Source organism: Amycolatopsis coloradensis, from assembly GCF_037997115.1.
In the GTDB taxonomy this organism is placed as follows: domain Bacteria; phylum Actinomycetota; class Actinomycetes; order Mycobacteriales; family Pseudonocardiaceae; genus Amycolatopsis; species Amycolatopsis coloradensis_A.
In genome coordinates this window covers 4,514,820-4,532,399 of sequence record NZ_CP150484.1, presented here as the reverse complement: position 1 = coordinate 4,532,399, position 17,580 = coordinate 4,514,820, and the positions used below count along the sequence as shown (strand labels likewise).

The following is a 17,580-nucleotide window of genomic DNA, read 5'->3' as shown; positions in this document are numbered from 1 at the left end:
CGCCGCCAAAGTGCCCGGTTCGCGAACTTCGCACGGTTCCGCCGGGGGGTCGTGAGTGGCAAAGAGCGTTAGAACGACCATTGCCACTCACGACCCCCGAGCAAAGCACCCAAAACGGTCACGATGGCAGGGATTTGAGTCCCTTGTGGATAGTCGCGGGCGCGCCGGACCCCCGGGCCGACCCTCGGTTCGCGTCTCAACGACCATCACCGCTTCAGCGCTCGAGCTTCGGGATGGTGGTCCGGGCGGATTCGTCCGGCGCCTCGGCCTTGCCGGCGCGCAGCTCCTCGATCCGCTCGGCCAGAGTGGCCACCGTGGACGCTTCGAACAGCGTCTTCATCGCCAGCCGCGTGCCGGTGGCCTTGCGCACCTGGGCGATGAGCTGGATGGCGACCAGCGAGTTGCCGCCGAGGGCGAAGAAATCGTCGTGCACGCCGATCCTCTCCACGCCGAGCAGCTCGGTCCACTGGCGGGCGATCTCGGCCTCCAGCTCGGTGCGCGGGGCGACGTAGTCGTCCTCCGACACCTTCACCGGCGCTCCGTCGGGTTCGTCCAGCTCCTCGACGGTGACCTGGTGCTCGATCAGCTCCCGCACCGGGAGGGTGCTGATCACCACCTGCCCGCCGAGGCCGGGGGCCAACGCCCGGACGAACGCCTCGGCACCATCGACCGGCCGGATCCCGGTCGAGGACCCGACAGTGTCCACAGCGGACACAGCGGACGCAGAGGTCAGGCCTCCGCCGACGGCGTCCTGATCGACCTGCCGCAGCACGAAGTCCTCGATCGTGACGAGCACGCGTCCGGCCTCGTCGCACAGCGAGAGGTCGGCCGCCACCACCTGGTCGCCACCGGAGTCGCGGTAGCGCAGATGACTACGGAAACTCGCCGGGAGCGCGTCGTGCACGACGATCCGGCCGTAGCTCATCGGCAGGTAGGTGCCACTCCCCCGCCCGCGGCCGAACGCGGTCGCGACGTCCAGCAGTGCCGGGTGCAGTCCCCACGTGCCGACGTCACCCGCCGCCGCGTCGGGAGCCGTGATCGTGGCCAGCTCCTCCTCCGCGCCGATGCGGTGTTCGCGCAACGCCGCCCAGCGCGGGCCGAAGGTGACCATGCTGGTGCGGCCGGTGCCGAAGCCTTTCCCGTCGTCGATCGGCTCGGTCCGCCCGGTCACCGCCTCGATGTCCACAGTGGACGTCGGCCCCGCCTCGACCCATCCGGCGGATCCGCGCACGTGGGTCCGGCTCGCGCCCGCGACGTGGCTGGTCACGGTGAAGTCGTCGCCGTCGAACTCCACGCGGTACTCCGCGGTGGCGCCGTCCGGGACGCCGAACGGCTCCAGGAAGGCGACGTCCCGCAGCTCGACGACGTGTCCGTCACCGGGCTTCGGCAGCGACGCGGCCACCGCCGCGCGGACGGTCTCCAGGTGTCCCGTGCCCGGGACCACCGGCACCCCGGCGATCCGGTGCTCGTCGAGCAGCCAGTGCGTGGCCGCCGAGACCAGCCCGTGCGCGCCGTCCTCGGTGCGCGTGGTGAGCACCGGGTGTTCGACCGGGCCGAGTGCCCGCGACCGGGCGGTGCGGATCGTGGTCGGCGCGGCCACTTCCGCGGCCATGCCGACCTCTTCCCAGCCACCCCAGGCGTGCGAGACGAGCCGCGCCCGCCAGCCGTGGCCGCCCCGCGCGTAGGCGTCGAGGAAGTTGTTGGCGGCGCAGTAGTCGACCTGCCCGATGCCGCCCGCCACCGCCGTGATCGACGAGCACAGCGCGGCGAAGTCCATCGGCAGGTCGGCGAACGCCTCGGCCAGCGCCAGCGTCCCGGCGATCTTCGGGGCCAGCACGGCTTCGGCCGCGGCCCGCTCCTTCACCTCGGCGACACCGCCGCCGGGCAGCCCGGCGGCGTGCACGATCCCGTCGAGACCGCCGAACTCGCGCTCGGCCAGCTCACGGACCTCGCGCAGCCGCGCCGGGTCGGTGACGTCGGCGGCGACGACGTGCACCACCGCGCCCGCGGCCTCCATCCGCCGCACGGCGAGCATCGCGCGCCCGGCGCGGTCGGTGCCGCCGTGCGCGGCGAGGTGCGCGTCCCACTCCGCCCGCGGCGGCAGCCCGGCGCGGGTGAGCAGCACGAGCTTCGCCCGCACCCGGCGGGCGAGATCCTCGGCGAGCGTGATGCCGATACCGCCGGTCCCGCCCGTGATCAGGTACCGGCCGCCGTCGCGCAGCACCGGCTCCGCGGCCGCGGGCAGTTCGAGCTGGGTGTAGTCGAGCACCCAGCGACGACCGGATCGCAGCGCCACCTCGGCCGCCGCGTCCGCCGGGCGGAACAGCTCGGCGATGGTGTCCTGCAAGCGATCAGCGTCGATTACGTCAATCCGGCGCACCACCGTGCCCGGCACCTCCAGCGGCACCACCCTCGCGATTCCGGCGAGGGTCGCGTGCTCGGGCCGGGTCAGATCGGTACCGGTGACGTCGGCGGTGCCGGAGCTCAGCACGTCGATCCGCACCGGCTCGCCCCAGGCCTGAACAAGATTGAGCACACTGAAGAACCCGTGGTCCTGTGCGGCCATGCCGCGCTCTTCCCCGGCCAGCGTCCAGGCGTGGACGACCCGCTCGGGCCGGGCGGGTAGCGCGGCGACGAGCGCGTCGTAGTCCTCGCGGACCCCGGGCCGGACGGTGAATCCGGTCTCCGTCGCGGCGAACCCGTCGCCGGGGCGCACCTCGGTGACCGCCACCCCCGCGTCGCGGAGCAGGCCGGGCAGGACGTCGTCGGCGGTGAAGACGAGCGCGTCCGCGAAGGGCTCGCGTCTCAGGTCCGGTTCCGCCTGCCGCCACGCCGGGACCGCGAACCACTCGGACAGCGGCAGCGGACCGGTCGACCGCACGGGCTGGGCAGCCGTGACCGGGTCCGGGTCGACCCAGTACCGTTTGCGCGCGTACGGGTAGCCAGGCAGCGGGACCCGGTGGCCGGGCGCGCCGAACGTCCGCGGTTCCAGCGAAACCCCGTTCGTCCACAAGAGACCGGCCGCGCCGTAGAGCGTTTCGACGTCGCCGATGCGCTCGGTACGGCCCGGCAGGCTCGGCTGCGGCGCGGGCATGCCCTTCGGCACCTGGCCGCGGGACAGCCCGGACAGCTGGTGACCCGGGCCGCATTCGACGAGCGCCCAGCGACCGCCGCGGGCGAACAGGTTCTTGACGCAGTCGCCGAACCGGACGGCCTGACGCAGGTGCGAGGCCCAGTAGGCCGGGTCGGTGGCCTGGGCGTCGGTGATCCAGTCGCCGGTGACGTTCGACAGGAACGGCCGCGTGGGCGCGGTGCGGGTGACGGCGGTGACGGCCGCGGTGAACTCGGCGAGGATCGGGTCCATCATCGGCGAGTGGAACGCGTGCGAAGTCACCAGTTCGCGGCATTGCACGCCGCTGGACTTGAGCGTCGCCGCGAACTCCGCGACCGCGTCCGACGGCCCGGCCACGACACACGTGCCGGGCCCGTTCACCCCGGCGATCGCGAGTGTGTCCGGCAGCCGCGAGGCGACGCTCTCCTCGTCGAGCTGGACGGCCAGCATCGCCCCGGCGGGCATCGACTGCATGAGGCGGCCGCGCGTGGCGACCAGGTTCAGCGCGTCCGGCAGGGTGAAGACCCCGGCGACGGTGGCGGCGACGTACTCGCCGACCGAGTGCCCGATCATCGCCGCCGGCCGCACGCCCCAGCTCAGCCACAGCCTCGCCAGCGCGTACTCGACGACGAACAGCGCGGGCTGGGTCACGCGGGTTTCCCGCAGCGCCTGCTCGCCACCGGGCCGGAAGATCAGGTCGCGCAGCTCCGGCAGCTCGGATTCGAGCAGCCGCAGGCACTCGTCGACGGCCGCGGCGAACACCGGCTCGGCGTCGTACAGCTCGGCGCCCATCCCGGCGTACTGGGAACCCTGCCCTGGGAAGAGGAACGCCACGTTCGTCTCCCCGGCCTGTGCGGACACGAGGCGCCGGGGGTCGCGCAGCCCGTCGACCGCGTCCTCCGGGTCGCGGGCGACGACGACCGCGCGGTGCGGGTATTCGGTGCGCCCGGCGGCCAGGGTGTAGGCCACGTCGGCGAGGTCGAGGTCGACGTCCCCGGCCAGCCGCTCGGCGAGCTGGTCGACCGCGGCCGAGAGCGCCTCCGCGGTGTTGGCCGACACGCGCAGCAGATGCGCGGGATGCGGCGTCCGGGACCGCTGCGGGCTCGGCGCCTCCTCCAGCACGACGTGCGCGTTGGTGCCGCCGACGCCGAACGAGCTGACGCCCGCCCGCCGCGGCACCCGGTCCGCCTCCCACTTCGTCACCTCGCGCGCCGGATAGAACGGGCTCGCCGGGAAGTCGATACCGGGGTTGGGTTCGTGGTAGTTGATGGTCGGCGGGATCAGCCCGTGTTCCATCACGAGCACGGCCTTGATCAACGAGACCACGCCCGCCGCCTGCGACAGGTGGCCGATGTTGGACTTCACCGAGCCGATCGCGCACCAGCCGGTGTCCTCGACCCCGTTTCCGTACACAGTGGACAGTGCGGTGATCTCGATCGGGTCGCCCAGCGCGGTGCCGGTGCCGTGCGCCTCGACGTAGCCGATGGTGCGCGGGTCGACCCCGGCCATGCCGACGGCCTGCGCGACCGCTTCGGTCTGCCCGGACACACTGGGCGCGGAGAAACCGACCTTGGTGGCGCCGTCGTTGTTGATCGCGTTGCCGAGCACGACACCCCGGATGTGGTCGCCGTCCTCGATCGCCTGCGACAGCCGCTTCACCAGCACGACCCCGACGCCGCTGCTCCAGACCGTGCCGTTGGCGCCCGCGTCGAACGCGCGGACGTGACCGTCCGGTGAGGTGAAGCCGTCGACGCCCATGTAGCCGACGCCGTGCGGCATCTCGATGTTGACCCCGCCGGCCAGCGCCATGTCGCATTCGCCGTTGCGCAGGGCCTCACAGGCGAGGTGCACGGCGACCAGCGACGTCGAGCAGGCGGTGAACACCGCGAGGCTCGGGCCGCGCAGGTTGAGCTTGTACGACACCGACGTCGTCAGGTAGCTCGGCTGGTTGCCGGTCGAGATGCCGATCCCGCCGTGCTGCGAGGCGAGGAGCCGCTCGTTGCGCATCAGGTTCTCGGTCAGGTATCCGGTGCCCCCGGACCCGCCGTAGACGCCGATCGCGCCGTCGAAACGGGCCGGGTCGTAGCCCGCGTCGGTGAGCGCGGCGTGGCACGACTGGAGGAACAGCCGATGCTGCGGGTCGGTGATCTCGGCCTCGCGGCTGGTCATGCCGAACAGTTCCGCGTCGAACTCGTCGAAGCCGTCGACCACGGCGGTGGCGTTCACCCAGCTCGGATCGTCCACCGTGTCCGGTGCGGCACCGCGGGCGATCATCTCTTCGCGGGTGGCGGGCACGATCGACTCGACGCCGTCGACGAGGTTGCGCCAGAACTGCCGCGCGTCACGCGCGCCGGGCACGCGCACGTCCAGTCCGACGATCGCGATGGGTTCGGCTCCGGGATCGCCGGTGCCGGTTTCGGGGAGGTGGGTCACGGTGGTGCTCCTATCCGGGGCCGGCCGGGCCGGCGGTGCGACGGGGTCTTCTGGTCTGGGTGCGGCCGCGGCGGGCGGCGACGCGTTCGGCGGCGCGCGCCAGCTCCGGGCTGGCGGCGTCGCCGGAGTGCAGGTGCGCCGCGAGGGCGCGGACGGTGGGATGGGTGAACAGGTCGACCATCGGGATCCGGCGGGCGAGCCGGGCGGTGACCTGGGCGTGCACCCGGGCGAGGGCGAGCGAATGCCCGCCCACGTCGAAGAAGTTCTCGGTGTGCCCCACTTCGGCCACGCCCAGGACGTCACACCAGGCACGCGCGATCACGGCCTCGGTCGCGGCGAGCGCCACCGGATCCGCGACCACCGGCACCGGGCGTGCCCTGACGCGGGCCGCCGCGGCGGGAGCGGCGGTGCGGACGTCCGCCCGCGGCAGCTCCGGCACGCTCGTCCCGACCGGCGCGTCCGGCGCCGCGGCCAGCGCGCCGAGCAGGGCGACGTAGTCCTCGGCGAGCCCGGCCATCCGGGTGTGGTCGAACAGATCCGGGTTGTACAGCAGTTCGACGCCGTCGTCGTGGACGTACACCGTGAGGTCGAACGGCGACCCCGGCTTGTCGACCGGCAGCCACGCCGAGGCCACTCCCGGCAGGTCCAGCCTCGGCTCGGCGAAGTTCAGGACGTTGAACATCACCTGCACGAGCGGGGCACGCGCAGGATCGCGGGGCACGCCGAGCGCCTCGACGAGCCGCTCGACCGGGGCGGCCGGATGCGCGGTCGCGGCGAGGAGTCCCGCGCCGCCGTCGCGGACGTGCGTGGCGAAGTCCGCGGCGTCGTCGGCCCGCAGCCGCACCGGCACGATGTCGACGAAGAACCCCGCGACCTCCTGGCATTCGGCGAGCTGCCGGTCGGCGACGACCGTGGCGACCAGGTGGTCGGTCGCCCCGGTGAGCCGCCGCAGCAGCTGGCCGAACGCGGCGAGCAGCACCCCGGCGCGTGTCGTGCCGGTGCGGGCGGCCAGCGCCCGCACCGACTCGGCGACACCGTCCGAAAAGGACTGACGCAGGCTTGCGCCCCGGTAGGTCTGCACGGCCGGGCGCGGCCGGTCGCGCGGAAGGTCCACTGTGGATGGTGCACCGGCGAGACGTTCGGTCCACCACGCGACATCCACCGCTTCCCGGCGTTCGTCGCGTCCGGCTCGCCACACCGCGTAATCCGCATAGGACGCCACCGGCGGTGGCAGCGGCTCGCCCCGGTAGGCCGCCGAAAGGTCGGCGCACAGCAGGTCTTGAGACCAGCCGTCGAACACCGCGTGATGCAGCGTGAAGCCGAGCACGTGCTCCGTCTCGCCGAGCCGGTAGAGCCGCACACGCCAGGGAGCCTCACGGTCCAGGTGCACCGGCGTCGCGGCGTCGGCGGCCAGCCGGGCCCGCAGACCGTCCTCGGTCACCGGCGCCACCGGCAGCGGAACGTCCGACGGCGGCAGACGATCCGCCACCGGCGCGCCGTCGACGGCGCGGATCCGCCAGCGGAGCACATCGTGCCGCTCGGCGACCGCGCGCAAGGCGTGGCGCAGCGCGTCGACGTCCAGCGCACCGGTCAGCCGGAACGCCATCGCGATGTTGTACGGCGCGGCGTCCGGGGCGAGCTGGTCGAGGAACCACAGCCGCCGCTGCTGCGGCGACAGGGTGGGCGCGTGCCCGGTGGTCAGGCCCGGCCCGGTCAGCGGCGACGCGGCCGCGACCCGCCGGGTGAGCCCGTCGAGAGTGCCGCTCGCGAGCACGTCCTCCGCGGCGACGTCCGCGGCCAGCTCCGTGCGCAGCGCCGCGACCAGGCGCATCGCGGCGATCGAGTTCCCGCCCGAGGCCAGGAAGTCCGTCCCCGCGCCGTCGCCGAGCACTCGCCGCCAGATGGCCGCGACCGCGCGTTCTGCCGGGGTGCCGAGCGGGCCGAGGTCCTCCCGTCGTCCCGCCAGCACCGCTTCGGCCAGGTCGCGCAGCGCGGGCCGGTCGATCTTGCCGGTGAGCGGGTTGACCGGCAGGCGGTCGAGCACCCGGACCGCGGCCGGGCGCATCGCCGCGGTGAGCCGGTCCCGGCCGAGTTCGTCCACATCGGACGGTGCCGACGCCGGTGCCAGGAAGGCCACCAGCCGGGTGCCCACCGGGCCGGGGACGGCCGTCACGGCGGCGGCGTCGACGTCCGGGTGGGTCGTGAGCGCCGCCTCCACCTCGCCCAGCTCGATCCGCTGGCCGCGGACCTTCACCTGCCGGTCGGCGCGGCCGGCGAACTCGAGACGCCCGTCGGGCAGCTCCCGGGCCAGGTCTCCGGTGCGGTAGAGCCGTTCTCCCGGCGTGATCGGGTCGTCGACGAACTTCTCGGCGGTCAGCTCGGGGCTGCCGAGGTAGCCGAGGGCGACGCCAGGGCCGCCGATGAGCAGCTCGCCGATCTCGCCGGGCGCGACCGGCCGCAGCCCGGCGTCCACGACGTACGCCCGGTGGTTCGGCGTCGGGCGGCCGAGCGGCAGCGGGTCGCTGGGGATACCGGTGACCTCGTCGGTGACGACCACGACGGTGGTCTCGGTCGGGCCATAAGCGTTGAAGAACCGCCGTCCCGGCAGCCAGCGCGCGGCGAGCTCCGCGGGCACCGGCTCGCCGCCGCAGGCGATGACGCGCCAGCCGGGCACGGCCGCGGGGTCCACCATGGACAGCAGCGTCGGCGTGACGAAGCCCCACTCGACGTCGTGCTCGACGAGGAACCGCCGCAGCCGTTCGGGGTCGGCCCGGTCGGCGGCGCCGGCGAGCTGGACCGATCCGCCGTGCGCCAGCGGGACGAACACGTCCATGGTGAAGGCGTCGAAGGCGGGCGAGGAGATACCGAGCGCCCGGGCGCCGGGCCGGATCCCGAGGGCGGCGGCGAACCCGGTGACGAACGCGACCACGTTGCGGTGACTGGTCAGCACACCCTTGGGGCGGCCGGTGGAGCCGGAGGTGTAGAGGAGGTGAACGAGGTCGTCCGGCCCGGCGGGGCATTCGGCGGGTCCGTCCGCGGGCGGGGGCACGTCGAGCGCCTCGATGCCTTGCGCGGCACCGAATTCGGCCTTGGCGCGGTCGCCGACAACAAGGGAGACCTCGGCGTCCCCGGCGATTTCGGCCAGCCGCGCCTTCGGGCCGCCGGGTTCGAGCGGCACGTAGGCGGCCCCGGACAGCAGCACGCCCACAACGGTCGAGACCAGCTCCGGCCGTCGGTCAGCGCAGACGCCGACGCGGGTGCCGGGCCCGGCACCCCGGGCCCACAGCAGCCGGGCGACGCCGGTCGCCGACGCGACCAGTTCGCGGTAGGTGAGCCGGGCGTCACCCTGCCGGACGGCGACGGCGTCCGGGGTGCGCGCGGCCTGGGCGAGGATCAGCCCGGTGATCGTGGTGTCCGGATAGGACAGTGGCGGTCCGTGGCCACCCACGACGGGCAAGGTGTCGGTCACCGAGGAGTCTCCTGGTCGGTTGTGTGGTGAGGCGATGGGTCGATCCAGTGCCGCTCCCGCTGGAACGGATAGCCCGGCAAGGGGACGCGGCCGGGATCGCCGTCCGCTGCCCACTCGACGTCGCCGCCCCCGGCCCAATGAACGGCCAGGTCTCGCTCTGCCCCTGCGGGGCCCTCGACGTCGGTTCCGTTCGTCAGCACCGCATCGAGCGCGGCCACCGCCGACGCGACCGAGTCCGCCACCACGGCGGCCCGGCACGCGAACGCCCGCCGGACCGAAAGCGTGTACGCCGCGTCCCTGAGGTCCGGTGCGTCCGTGGCGAGCCGGTCTCGCAGCCGGGAAACCGCCTCGCGCAACGCCTTCGCGTCACGCGCGGACACCGGCAGGACGAACGGACCGCTCGCCTCCGGCCGTGGTGGGACGGCGGGGGCCTCCTCCACGATCACGTGTACGTTCGTGCCGCCCATGCCGAACGAGCTGACCCCGGCCACCCGCCGCTCGCGGTCGGGCCAGTCGGTGGCCTTCGCCGGGATGTACCAGGGGCCGCCCGCCAGGTCGACCTCCGGATGCGGGGCCGTGAAGTGCAGGCTCGGCGGGATGACGCCGTGCCGCACCGACAACACGGCCTTGATCAGCCCGGCGACACCGGCCGCCGTGTCGAGGTGCCCGATGTTCGTCTTCACCGAACCCAGCGCACACGTTTCCGGCGGCGTGTCCCGGTAGACGCGGTTGAGCGCGGCCACCTCGATCGCGTCGCCGAGCGGGGTGCCGCTGCCGTGGGCTTCGAGCAGCGCGACCTCGTCCGGGGCGACGTCCGCGACGGCCAGCGCCTCGGCCACCGCGGCCGCCTGTCCGGCCGGTCCCGGCACGGCGTAGCCCGCGCGGTCGGGACCGTCGTTGGTGATCGCCCAGCCGGGCAGCACGGCGTAGATGTGGTCACGGTCGGCGACCGCGTCCGCCAGCCTCCGAAGCACGACCGCCCCGGCGCCCGAACCGAACCCGGCGCCCGCCGCGGCGACGTCGAACGCGCGGCAACGGCCGTCCGGCGAGACGAGCCCGCCACTGCGATAGCGCGGCCACGTCACGCTCGCCCCACCGGCCAGCGCGACGTCGCACCGGTAGTCCAGGAGGCTCTGCGCGGCCAGCGCCACCGCCGCGAGCGAACTGGAGCACGCGCTCTGCACGGCCACCGCCGGCCCGGTCAGCCCGAGCCGGTACGCCACCTGGCCCGGCAGGTGATCGGTGAGCTGACGGCCGGGCAGCCGCCCCTCCCAGTCGTCCGGGTCGACGTCGCCGGTCACCGCCGGGTTGCCGAACAGGTGGAACAGGAAGTAGCGGTTCACCGAGGTGCTCGTGAACACCCCGACCGGCCCGGTCTCGGCGGAGGGGTCGCGGCCCGCGTCCTCCAGCGCCTGCCACGCCGTTTCGAGGAACAGCCGATGCTGAGGGTCGGTCCGCGCGGCTTCGTCGGCGGTGAACCCGAAGAACCCGGCGTCGAACTCCTCGATGCCCTCGATCCGGCCACCGGCCCGCACGTACGCCGGGTCGGCACGCAGGCCCGGCCCGATGCCCAGCGCCGCCAGCTCGTCATCGGTGTAGTCGTGGATCGAGTCGACGCCCGCGCAGAGGTTCCACCAGAACGAGGCGGCGTCCGGCGCGCCGGGGAACCGGCAGGCCAGCCCGACGACGGCGATGAGATCACCGGTCTGCTCCTCTGCGGCGACCGGCGACGGAGTGTCCGAAGTGGACTCCGTGAACCACGCGGCCTGCCCGGCGATCGTCGTGTGCTCGAACAGGACGAGCAGCGGGACGTCCACCCCGAACTCCTCGGCCAGCCCCGCCTGCACCCGGCCGAGCCGCAGCGAGTCGCCGCCGGCGTCGAAGAACGCCTCGGTGCGCCCGATCCGGTCGCGGCTCAGAACCGCGCACCAGATCCGGTGCACGCGTTCCTCGTCCGGGGTCAGCCGCTCGGCGGGGACGATCGCGGCCGTCCGCGGGTCCGGCAGCGCCAGTTCGTCGAGTTTTCCGGTGACGGTCAGCGGAAAAGCGTCCAGCACGGCGACGGCGGCGGGGACCGAGTAGCCGGGCAGGACGTCCGCCAGCGCGGCCCGCAGCGCCCGGCCGTCCGGACGCGGGCCGGCCGCGGTCACGTAGGCGAACAGGTCGCCGTCGCGCACGATCGCGCGGGCCTCGGCCACGCCGGGCTGTTCGGCGAGCCGGGCCTCGATCTCGGTCAGCTCCACCCGGAAACCGCGGACCTTGACCTGCCGGTCGAGCCTGCCGAGGCAGACGAGGTTCCCGTCCGGCAGCAGCGCGGCGAGATCGCCGGTCCGGTAGCGGCGGCCACCGTCGGCCGTGACGCCGAACGCCGGGCTCGGCTGGTCGAGGTAGCCGTCGACGAGATGCCGCCCGCGCACTTCGAGTTCGCCGCTGTCCAGCACGGTGAGCGTGAAGCCGGGCAGCGCGCGCCCGATCGGCAAGGGTCCCTCGGCGTCCGGGTCCAGTTCGGCGGCGGTCGTCCGGTAGTGCGCGGCGAAGGTCACCTCGGTGGCGCCATAGCCGTTGACGAACACGCACTCCGGCGCGAACCGGCCCCGGCGGACGTCGGCGTGGGTCGCCTGCTCGCCGCCGAGCAGCACGGTCCGCACGGACGGGAGGCCGGTCTCGCCGAGGACGTCGAGCAGGTGCCGGTAGACCGTGGGCGTCGAGTGATAGACGGTCACCTCGTGCCGGGCCAGCTCGCGCGCGGCGTGGGCGAGGCCGTGCGCGCGCAGGTCGACCGGTACGAGCGCGGCGCCGGTGAGCAGTGCCGGGTAGAGGTCCGGGATCGCCGCGTCGAAACCGAACGACGCGAGCAGGCTGAGCCGGTCGGCCGCGGTGATGCCGAGGGCGGTGATCTGGTTGTCGACGACGTGCAGGAGGTTGCGGTGGGTCTGCGCGACGGCCTTCGGACGGCCGGTGGACCCGGAGGTGAACAGCACGTACGCCAAGCCGTCCGGATCGGCTTCCGGCACCGGGAGCGGCGCGGTCTCCGTGCCCGCGCGTACAAGCCGCACGGATCCGGGGCCGCACAAGGACTCTGCCAGCTCGACGTACTCCGGATCCGCGAGCACGGCGGTCACCCGCGCGGCCGTGAGCTGGTACTCGAGACGCTCCCGGGGGAAGGTCGGGTCCAGTGGGACGTAGGTGCAGCCCGCGGCGAGCGTGCCGAGGATCGCCGCGATCGCGGCGCTGCCGTGCCCGGTGACGAGCCCGACCCGCTCCCCCGGCCGGACACCGGCGTCGCGTAACCGCAGCGCGCGGCCGCCCGCGAGCCCGGAGAGCCGGGCGTAGGTGAGCCCTGTGCCGTGTTCGAAGACCGCGACGTGGTCGGGCGATTGCCGGGCGTGCCTGTCGAATCGGCTGACGCAGCCGGGTTCCGTCATCGGGCGTCGAGCAGTCGCTCCGAGGTCTTTCGGGCGCGCGACAACAACGGCGTGGACTTCATCTTGCTCCCCAGTGCAGATCAGGTGAAGAATCACGCAAGGTTAAGACGACCGGCCGCGTCGAGGAATACGATTTCCGCTGATTTAGTCCGAACGATCCATCCATATTGGACCATACGTCGCAGTTATCCACGACTTACGCCCGAATCCGCACGCTGGATGACACTTCGCGACCATCGTTCGGCCACCAACGACACTCGGTTGATCACTTTCGGTGACACGTCGGATATTAACCGACACCATGTCATGAGCCACATTTACCGGCAACCGGCGAGCCGTTTCCACAATCGATTCAGAAATACGGATCCCGATCCACGGATGAACCTCTCGTCTTCAACGCCGGCCGCGGCGGCGTGAAGTTCAAGGGCTTGCCAAGACGCCCACGGCGGCCCCGCGCGGGGCAGGCGGAGAACATCGGCTTCCCGGACGCGGCGAACACCCGCCCGGCGATGGACGACCGACGTGGACCGGCACGCATCCCAGCCTCACGCATGAGTCGTTCGGCTCGCTTGCCTCGCGAATCGACGTGTGTCCATTTCAGGCGAATTCGTGAATCAGAGGGACGTTACTTCGGTGGGATTTTTCTCCCGCGCGAAACAGCCTCAGGATTCGGATTCGCCCATCACGAGACCTTCGATGGTGTGCTTCTGAGTGATGGGCCGCAGGGAATCGACGATCGGGCAATCGAGATGGGCGCGCACCGAATCCGGCAGGGTCGTCCAGAATTCGTGCGTCACGGCGGTGTCGTGGCGCGCGTCGTTGCCCGCTCCCGGCGCGTCGAGACCGAGGACGAGGACGGGGCGGCTTTTGGCCGAGTGGTTCGCGGTTCCTCTGTGGACGGTCAGGGCCGACCGGATCGAAATGTCGCCCATGCGAGGGAATTTGCGTACAGCCAGTTCCCGGTAGCGCGGGTACGCCTCTCGAGGAGGGAACATCCCGTGCTCGAACGCGCCGCCGTCTTCCCAGTGCGTGCCGGGCGCGATCTCGAAGGGTCCCATATCCGGTTCGGTGTCGACGGCGGTCACGTTGACGGCCAACGAGTTCAGCTTGCGGTGGCGGGCGGTCTCCTCGGGCATCGGGAAGTCGCGGTGCCACGGCTGGTCGATCGCGCCTGCCAGTGGAACGTCGAACCCGACCTCGACGATCCGGTACTCCGGTCCCAGCACGGCTTCGGCGACGGCGGTGATCCACGGATGGGAGGCCAACTCGGCGAACCCGCTCAACTGTTCGGGATGGATTTCGACGTAGAACCGGTTGGGTCCGCGACCGACCGCACCATTCTCGCGCCCGCGCGCTTCGGCGAAGGCCGTCTCGATGTCTTCGCCCAGCCGTCCGACCCAGTCACGAGTGAACGCCTGCGGGAGGCCGATGATGCCCTCCCGGTGCAGGCGGGCGGTCAAGGATTCGAGTTCGTCGGCGGACAGCGGGGCGGGGGCGGCGTGGTGGACGGGCATCTCGACCTCCGGGCGACACGGCAGCGTCACCCCAGTTTGCAACGTGGCATGCCACGTTGCAAGAGCTATCCTCGCAGGGAGCGAGAGGAAGAGGATGAACCCGAAGCTGCGGGATGTGGCCGAGCACGCCGGAGTGTCCGTGCGGACGGTGTCGAACGTGGTCAACGGCTTCCGGTACGTCGCCCCGGCGACCAGGGAGCGGGTGCAAGCGAGTATCGATGCCCTCGGCTACCGGCCCAACATGGCCGCCCGGACACTCCGGCGAGGCCGGACCGGACTGGTCGCGCTGGTGATCCCGGAGATCGATTCGCCCTACTTCTCCGAGCTCGCCGCGCGGACGGTGCGTATCGCCGAAGCGCGGGGACTGACCGTGCTCATCGACCAGACCGACGGCGACGCCGAACGCGAAACGCAACTGCTGCACGGACGGCGCAGCCAACTGGTCGACGGCGTGTTGTTCAGTCCGTGGGCGGTGGCCCCGGCGGAACTGGCCTCCCGGACCGACACCGCCCCCCTCGTGCTTCTCGGAGAGCACGACGGTACCGCCGGGGTCGACCACGTCGCGATCGACAACGTCGCGGCCGCACGCGAGGCCACCGCGCATCTACTGGCGCGCGGCAGGCGGCGGATCGCCGCGGTCGGCAGCCAACCGCGGTCGCTCAACGCGACCGCCCGCCAGCGGCTGGCAGGCTACCGGGAAGCGCTCGCCGAGGCCGGGCTACCGGCCGAACCCGAGCTCGAAGTGAGCGTGCCACGTCTGCACCGCGCCGACGGCCATCAGGCGATGCTGCGGCTGCTGGACTCTCCCCGGCCGCCCGACGCGGTGTTCTGCTTCACCGACGAACTCGCGCTGGGCGCGTTGAGAGCCGCCGCCGACCGCGGCGTCGCGGTGCCGGACTCCTTGGCACTGGTCGGCTTCGACGACATCGAAGACGGCAGGTTCGGTGTCCCGGCTCTCACCACTGTCTCCCCGGACAAGGATCGCATCGCCGAGCTCGCCCTCGACCGGCTGGCCAAGCAGATGGCGAGCCCGCGATCTCCGCGCTCGATCGTCGCCCCGTACCGGCTGGTCGTCCGGGAAACGAGCTGAGCCCACGGCGCACCGCGTGTCAGGACGGGGCGGAGCCGGTGGCGTCGGTGACCAATCGGTCCGCGACCGCACGGAGCCCGATGTCCTCCCGCTCCGATCGCTCGACGAGCAGGGCATAGGCCTTCTCGGCGCTGACGTGGCTTGTTTCCATCAGGACGCCTGTGGCGTGGGCGATCAGCACGCGGTCTCCCAACGCTTCCCGGATGCGTGTGGCGGTTTCGCGTGCTTGCTCGTCACCTGGGGATTCCATGGTCGTCTCCAGTCGCCCGGCGCCACCGTGGAAGGAGAGGAGCACAGCGACAGAGAGCAGGACGATCACGACCGTGACCACGAGATCGTGGTGCGGTGGTGATGTTCCTGCCCGGTGTTGGACGAGGAAGACGCACTGCACTCCGTCCTGCGGCGAGGCCCTTCGGCGGTCGCGCGTGATCGGTGTGCGGTGAAGGTGGACGCGCCAATCGGCTGATACGCGCGAGGACCTCCGTTCCGACAGCCTACGCGGAAGCGCGCACCGAGACCGCGCCGGCCCTTTCCGCGGACCTCACAGCTCCCGGCGATGCTCGACGAGCCAGGCGGCGACCTGGTGCAGTTTGACGTTCGAGTTCTGTGACGAGTCGGCGAGCATCCGGAACGCTTGGGCGGGCTCGAGGTCGTGGCGTTGCATGAGGATGCCTTTGGCCATGCCGATCACGTCTCGGTGCTCGACCGCGACGTGCAGCTTGGCTTCGGTCTGCGCCCCGACCAGCGCGATGGCCGCGTGGGTGGCGAACAGCTGACCGTCCTCTTCGGTCCGGTCGCCGAACGCGTCACAGGCGCGGGAGTACAGGTTCAGCGCGCCCAGGGTGGTGTCCGTGGTGAACAGCCGATACGACATCATCGACCGCACGCCTGTCTCGGCGGCCGCGGGCGCGAAGTCGGGCCAACGGCTCTCGCGGGCGAGGTCACCACTGCGGTAGACGCGATGCTCGAAAATGGCGTCGACACAAGGACCCTGGCCCGTGCGGTACTGCGCCTCGTCGATCTGGACGACTACTTCACCGGTCGGTGCGACGGTCCGGATCCGGCGCCCTCGCTCGACCAGGGAGATACCAGCGTGTTCGGCACCCTCGATGTGGTCGACCGCGGCCATCACGATGGCGTCCAGCGTCGAGTCGACATCCGGCTCCGCTGCCAGAGCGCGGGCGATCTCGCCGAGCTTCTTGCCAAGACCGTCCGCGGCGGCATCATCGGTCACGTGCGGCTCCTTGTCTCGTGGACAGGATGCCAGCGTAAGACGACAGCTCTTCATCACCAAAGGAAGTGATGGACAGCGTTTCGACCGCCGGGCGGATACCGGTCGAGGTGACGAACTCGGGCCGCGGATCGGCGCCGGGCCGCTGGTCTCGCCGACCGATTCGACCGCTGAGTCCACTCTGGACGACCGGCGATTTTCCCCCGGTAGCGCCGGATCACTGCGGTGCCGGTTCCTTCGACTGACGTCCGAGGCTGCCGATCGCGGTCATGATCAGCACGATTCCCACGACACCGGCCACCGTCAGCCGCTCACCCAGCCAGACGACGGCGATCACGACAGCGGTGACCGGCTCGAGCAGGGTCGCCACCACCGCCGCGCCGCTGGGTGTGGTCCGCAGGCCGGTGAACAGCAACGCGTAGGCGAGCGCCATCGTCACGGCCCCGAGGTAGCCGATCAGCGCCCAAGACCCGAGGTCGCCGGTCCACGTCCCACCGCCGCTCGCCAACGGCACGATCAGTCCGGCGGGAACGAGCACCATCGCCGCGACGCAGGTCGTCGTCGTGGTCATGGTCAGCGTGTCGAGCCGTAGGGACAACGGCCCGGCTGCGTCGGCGGAGAGGGCGTAGGCGGCGCCGGACGCGAGTGCGGTGAGCACACCTAGCGCCGGGTACGGCGCTTCGCCGTCGGGGCTGCCGGCGACGCTGACCAGGAGAAGCCCGGCCAGTGCGACTGCGACCGTGAGGAACTGGCCGGCGGAAGGCCGGCGGCGACGCCGGACGCTGCCGGTGATCAGCAACAGCACCGGCGCGAACCCGAGACACACCACGGTGGTGATGCTCACCCCGGCCCACAGGACGGCCACAAAGAAGAGCAGCTGGAAGATCGCCGTCGAAACCCCGACCGCCGCCACCCGCCGCCAATGCCGACGACCGAGCCGCACGCAGTCGCGCGACCGCCGCATCACGGTAGCGGCGATCACCAGGACGACCACCGCGACGAGGGCGCGGTACCCGCCGATGGCCAGTGGTGAGAGGCCCGAAGCGTCGTGGACGACCGGGATGACCGGACCGATCGTGCCCCAGAGCACGCCGGCCAGACACACCAGAACCAGTGCTCTCCCCCGGCCGGCAGGCGCCTGGACAGGCTGTGTTTCCGTGGTTGCCACACCGGCAGCATGACAAACGGACTCAAACCCGGTCGCCACCCCGGCGGTATCCACGACCGGGCCGGTCACGTCCGGCACCGCCCATCGTCGGACGAACACCGACAGGTCGACAGCGTTCTGTCGGCCTGCGCGCGGCAA

Annotated in this window: 8 protein-coding genes; 1 reads left to right on the top strand and 7 read right to left on the bottom strand. The window is 72.1% G+C overall.

The window, feature by feature from the left end:
• Nucleotides 1-214: 214 nt before the first annotated feature.
• From LCL61_RS21240 to LCL61_RS21225, 4 genes are all read right to left on the bottom strand, one after another.
• A complete protein-coding gene (locus LCL61_RS21240; RefSeq protein WP_340688450.1) occupies nucleotides 215-5,545 on the bottom strand; it encodes an SDR family NAD(P)-dependent oxidoreductase in 5,331 nt (1,776 codons plus the stop codon).
• A 10-nt stretch (nucleotides 5,546-5,555) separates the two neighbouring features.
• Nucleotides 5,556-9,014: an amino acid adenylation domain-containing protein gene (locus LCL61_RS21235; protein WP_340688449.1), complete on the bottom strand. Its 3,459-nt coding sequence runs from the start codon at nucleotides 9,012-9,014 to the stop codon at nucleotides 5,556-5,558.
• Nucleotides 9,011-12,439, bottom strand: coding sequence for an AMP-binding protein (locus LCL61_RS21230; RefSeq protein WP_340688448.1), 3,429 nt, complete (start codon nucleotides 12,437-12,439; stop codon nucleotides 9,011-9,013). The genes LCL61_RS21235 and LCL61_RS21230 overlap by 4 nt, the downstream gene beginning before the upstream one ends.
• Nucleotides 12,440-13,101: 662 nt before the next feature.
• Nucleotides 13,102-13,953: a phytanoyl-CoA dioxygenase family protein gene (locus tag LCL61_RS21225; protein ID WP_340688447.1), complete on the bottom strand. Its 852-nt coding sequence runs from the start codon at nucleotides 13,951-13,953 to the stop codon at nucleotides 13,102-13,104.
• 94 nt (nucleotides 13,954-14,047) lie between these two features.
• On the opposite strand from LCL61_RS21225, the gene LCL61_RS21220 reads away from it, so the two are divergent.
• Nucleotides 14,048-15,043, top strand: coding sequence for a LacI family DNA-binding transcriptional regulator (locus LCL61_RS21220; protein WP_340688446.1), 996 nt, complete (start codon nucleotides 14,048-14,050; stop codon nucleotides 15,041-15,043).
• 19 nt (nucleotides 15,044-15,062) lie between these two features.
• Here LCL61_RS21220 and LCL61_RS21215 read toward each other — a convergent pair whose 3' ends face one another.
• The 3 genes from LCL61_RS21215 to LCL61_RS21205 all read right to left on the bottom strand — a co-directional run bounded on the left by LCL61_RS21215 (nucleotide 15,063) and on the right by LCL61_RS21205 (nucleotide 17,442).
• A complete protein-coding gene (locus LCL61_RS21215) occupies nucleotides 15,063-15,374 on the bottom strand; it encodes an ANTAR domain-containing protein (protein ID WP_340688445.1) in 312 nt (103 codons plus the stop codon).
• Between the two features lie 210 nt (nucleotides 15,375-15,584).
• Nucleotides 15,585-16,277, bottom strand: a complete 693-nt coding sequence (locus tag LCL61_RS21210) for a GAF and ANTAR domain-containing protein (RefSeq protein ID WP_340688444.1) — start codon at nucleotides 16,275-16,277, stop codon at nucleotides 15,585-15,587.
• Between the two features lie 214 nt (nucleotides 16,278-16,491).
• Entirely contained in the window at nucleotides 16,492-17,442 is a 951-nt protein-coding gene (locus tag LCL61_RS21205) for a DMT family transporter (RefSeq protein WP_340688443.1), read from the bottom strand.
• Nucleotides 17,443-17,580 lie beyond the last annotated feature (138 nt).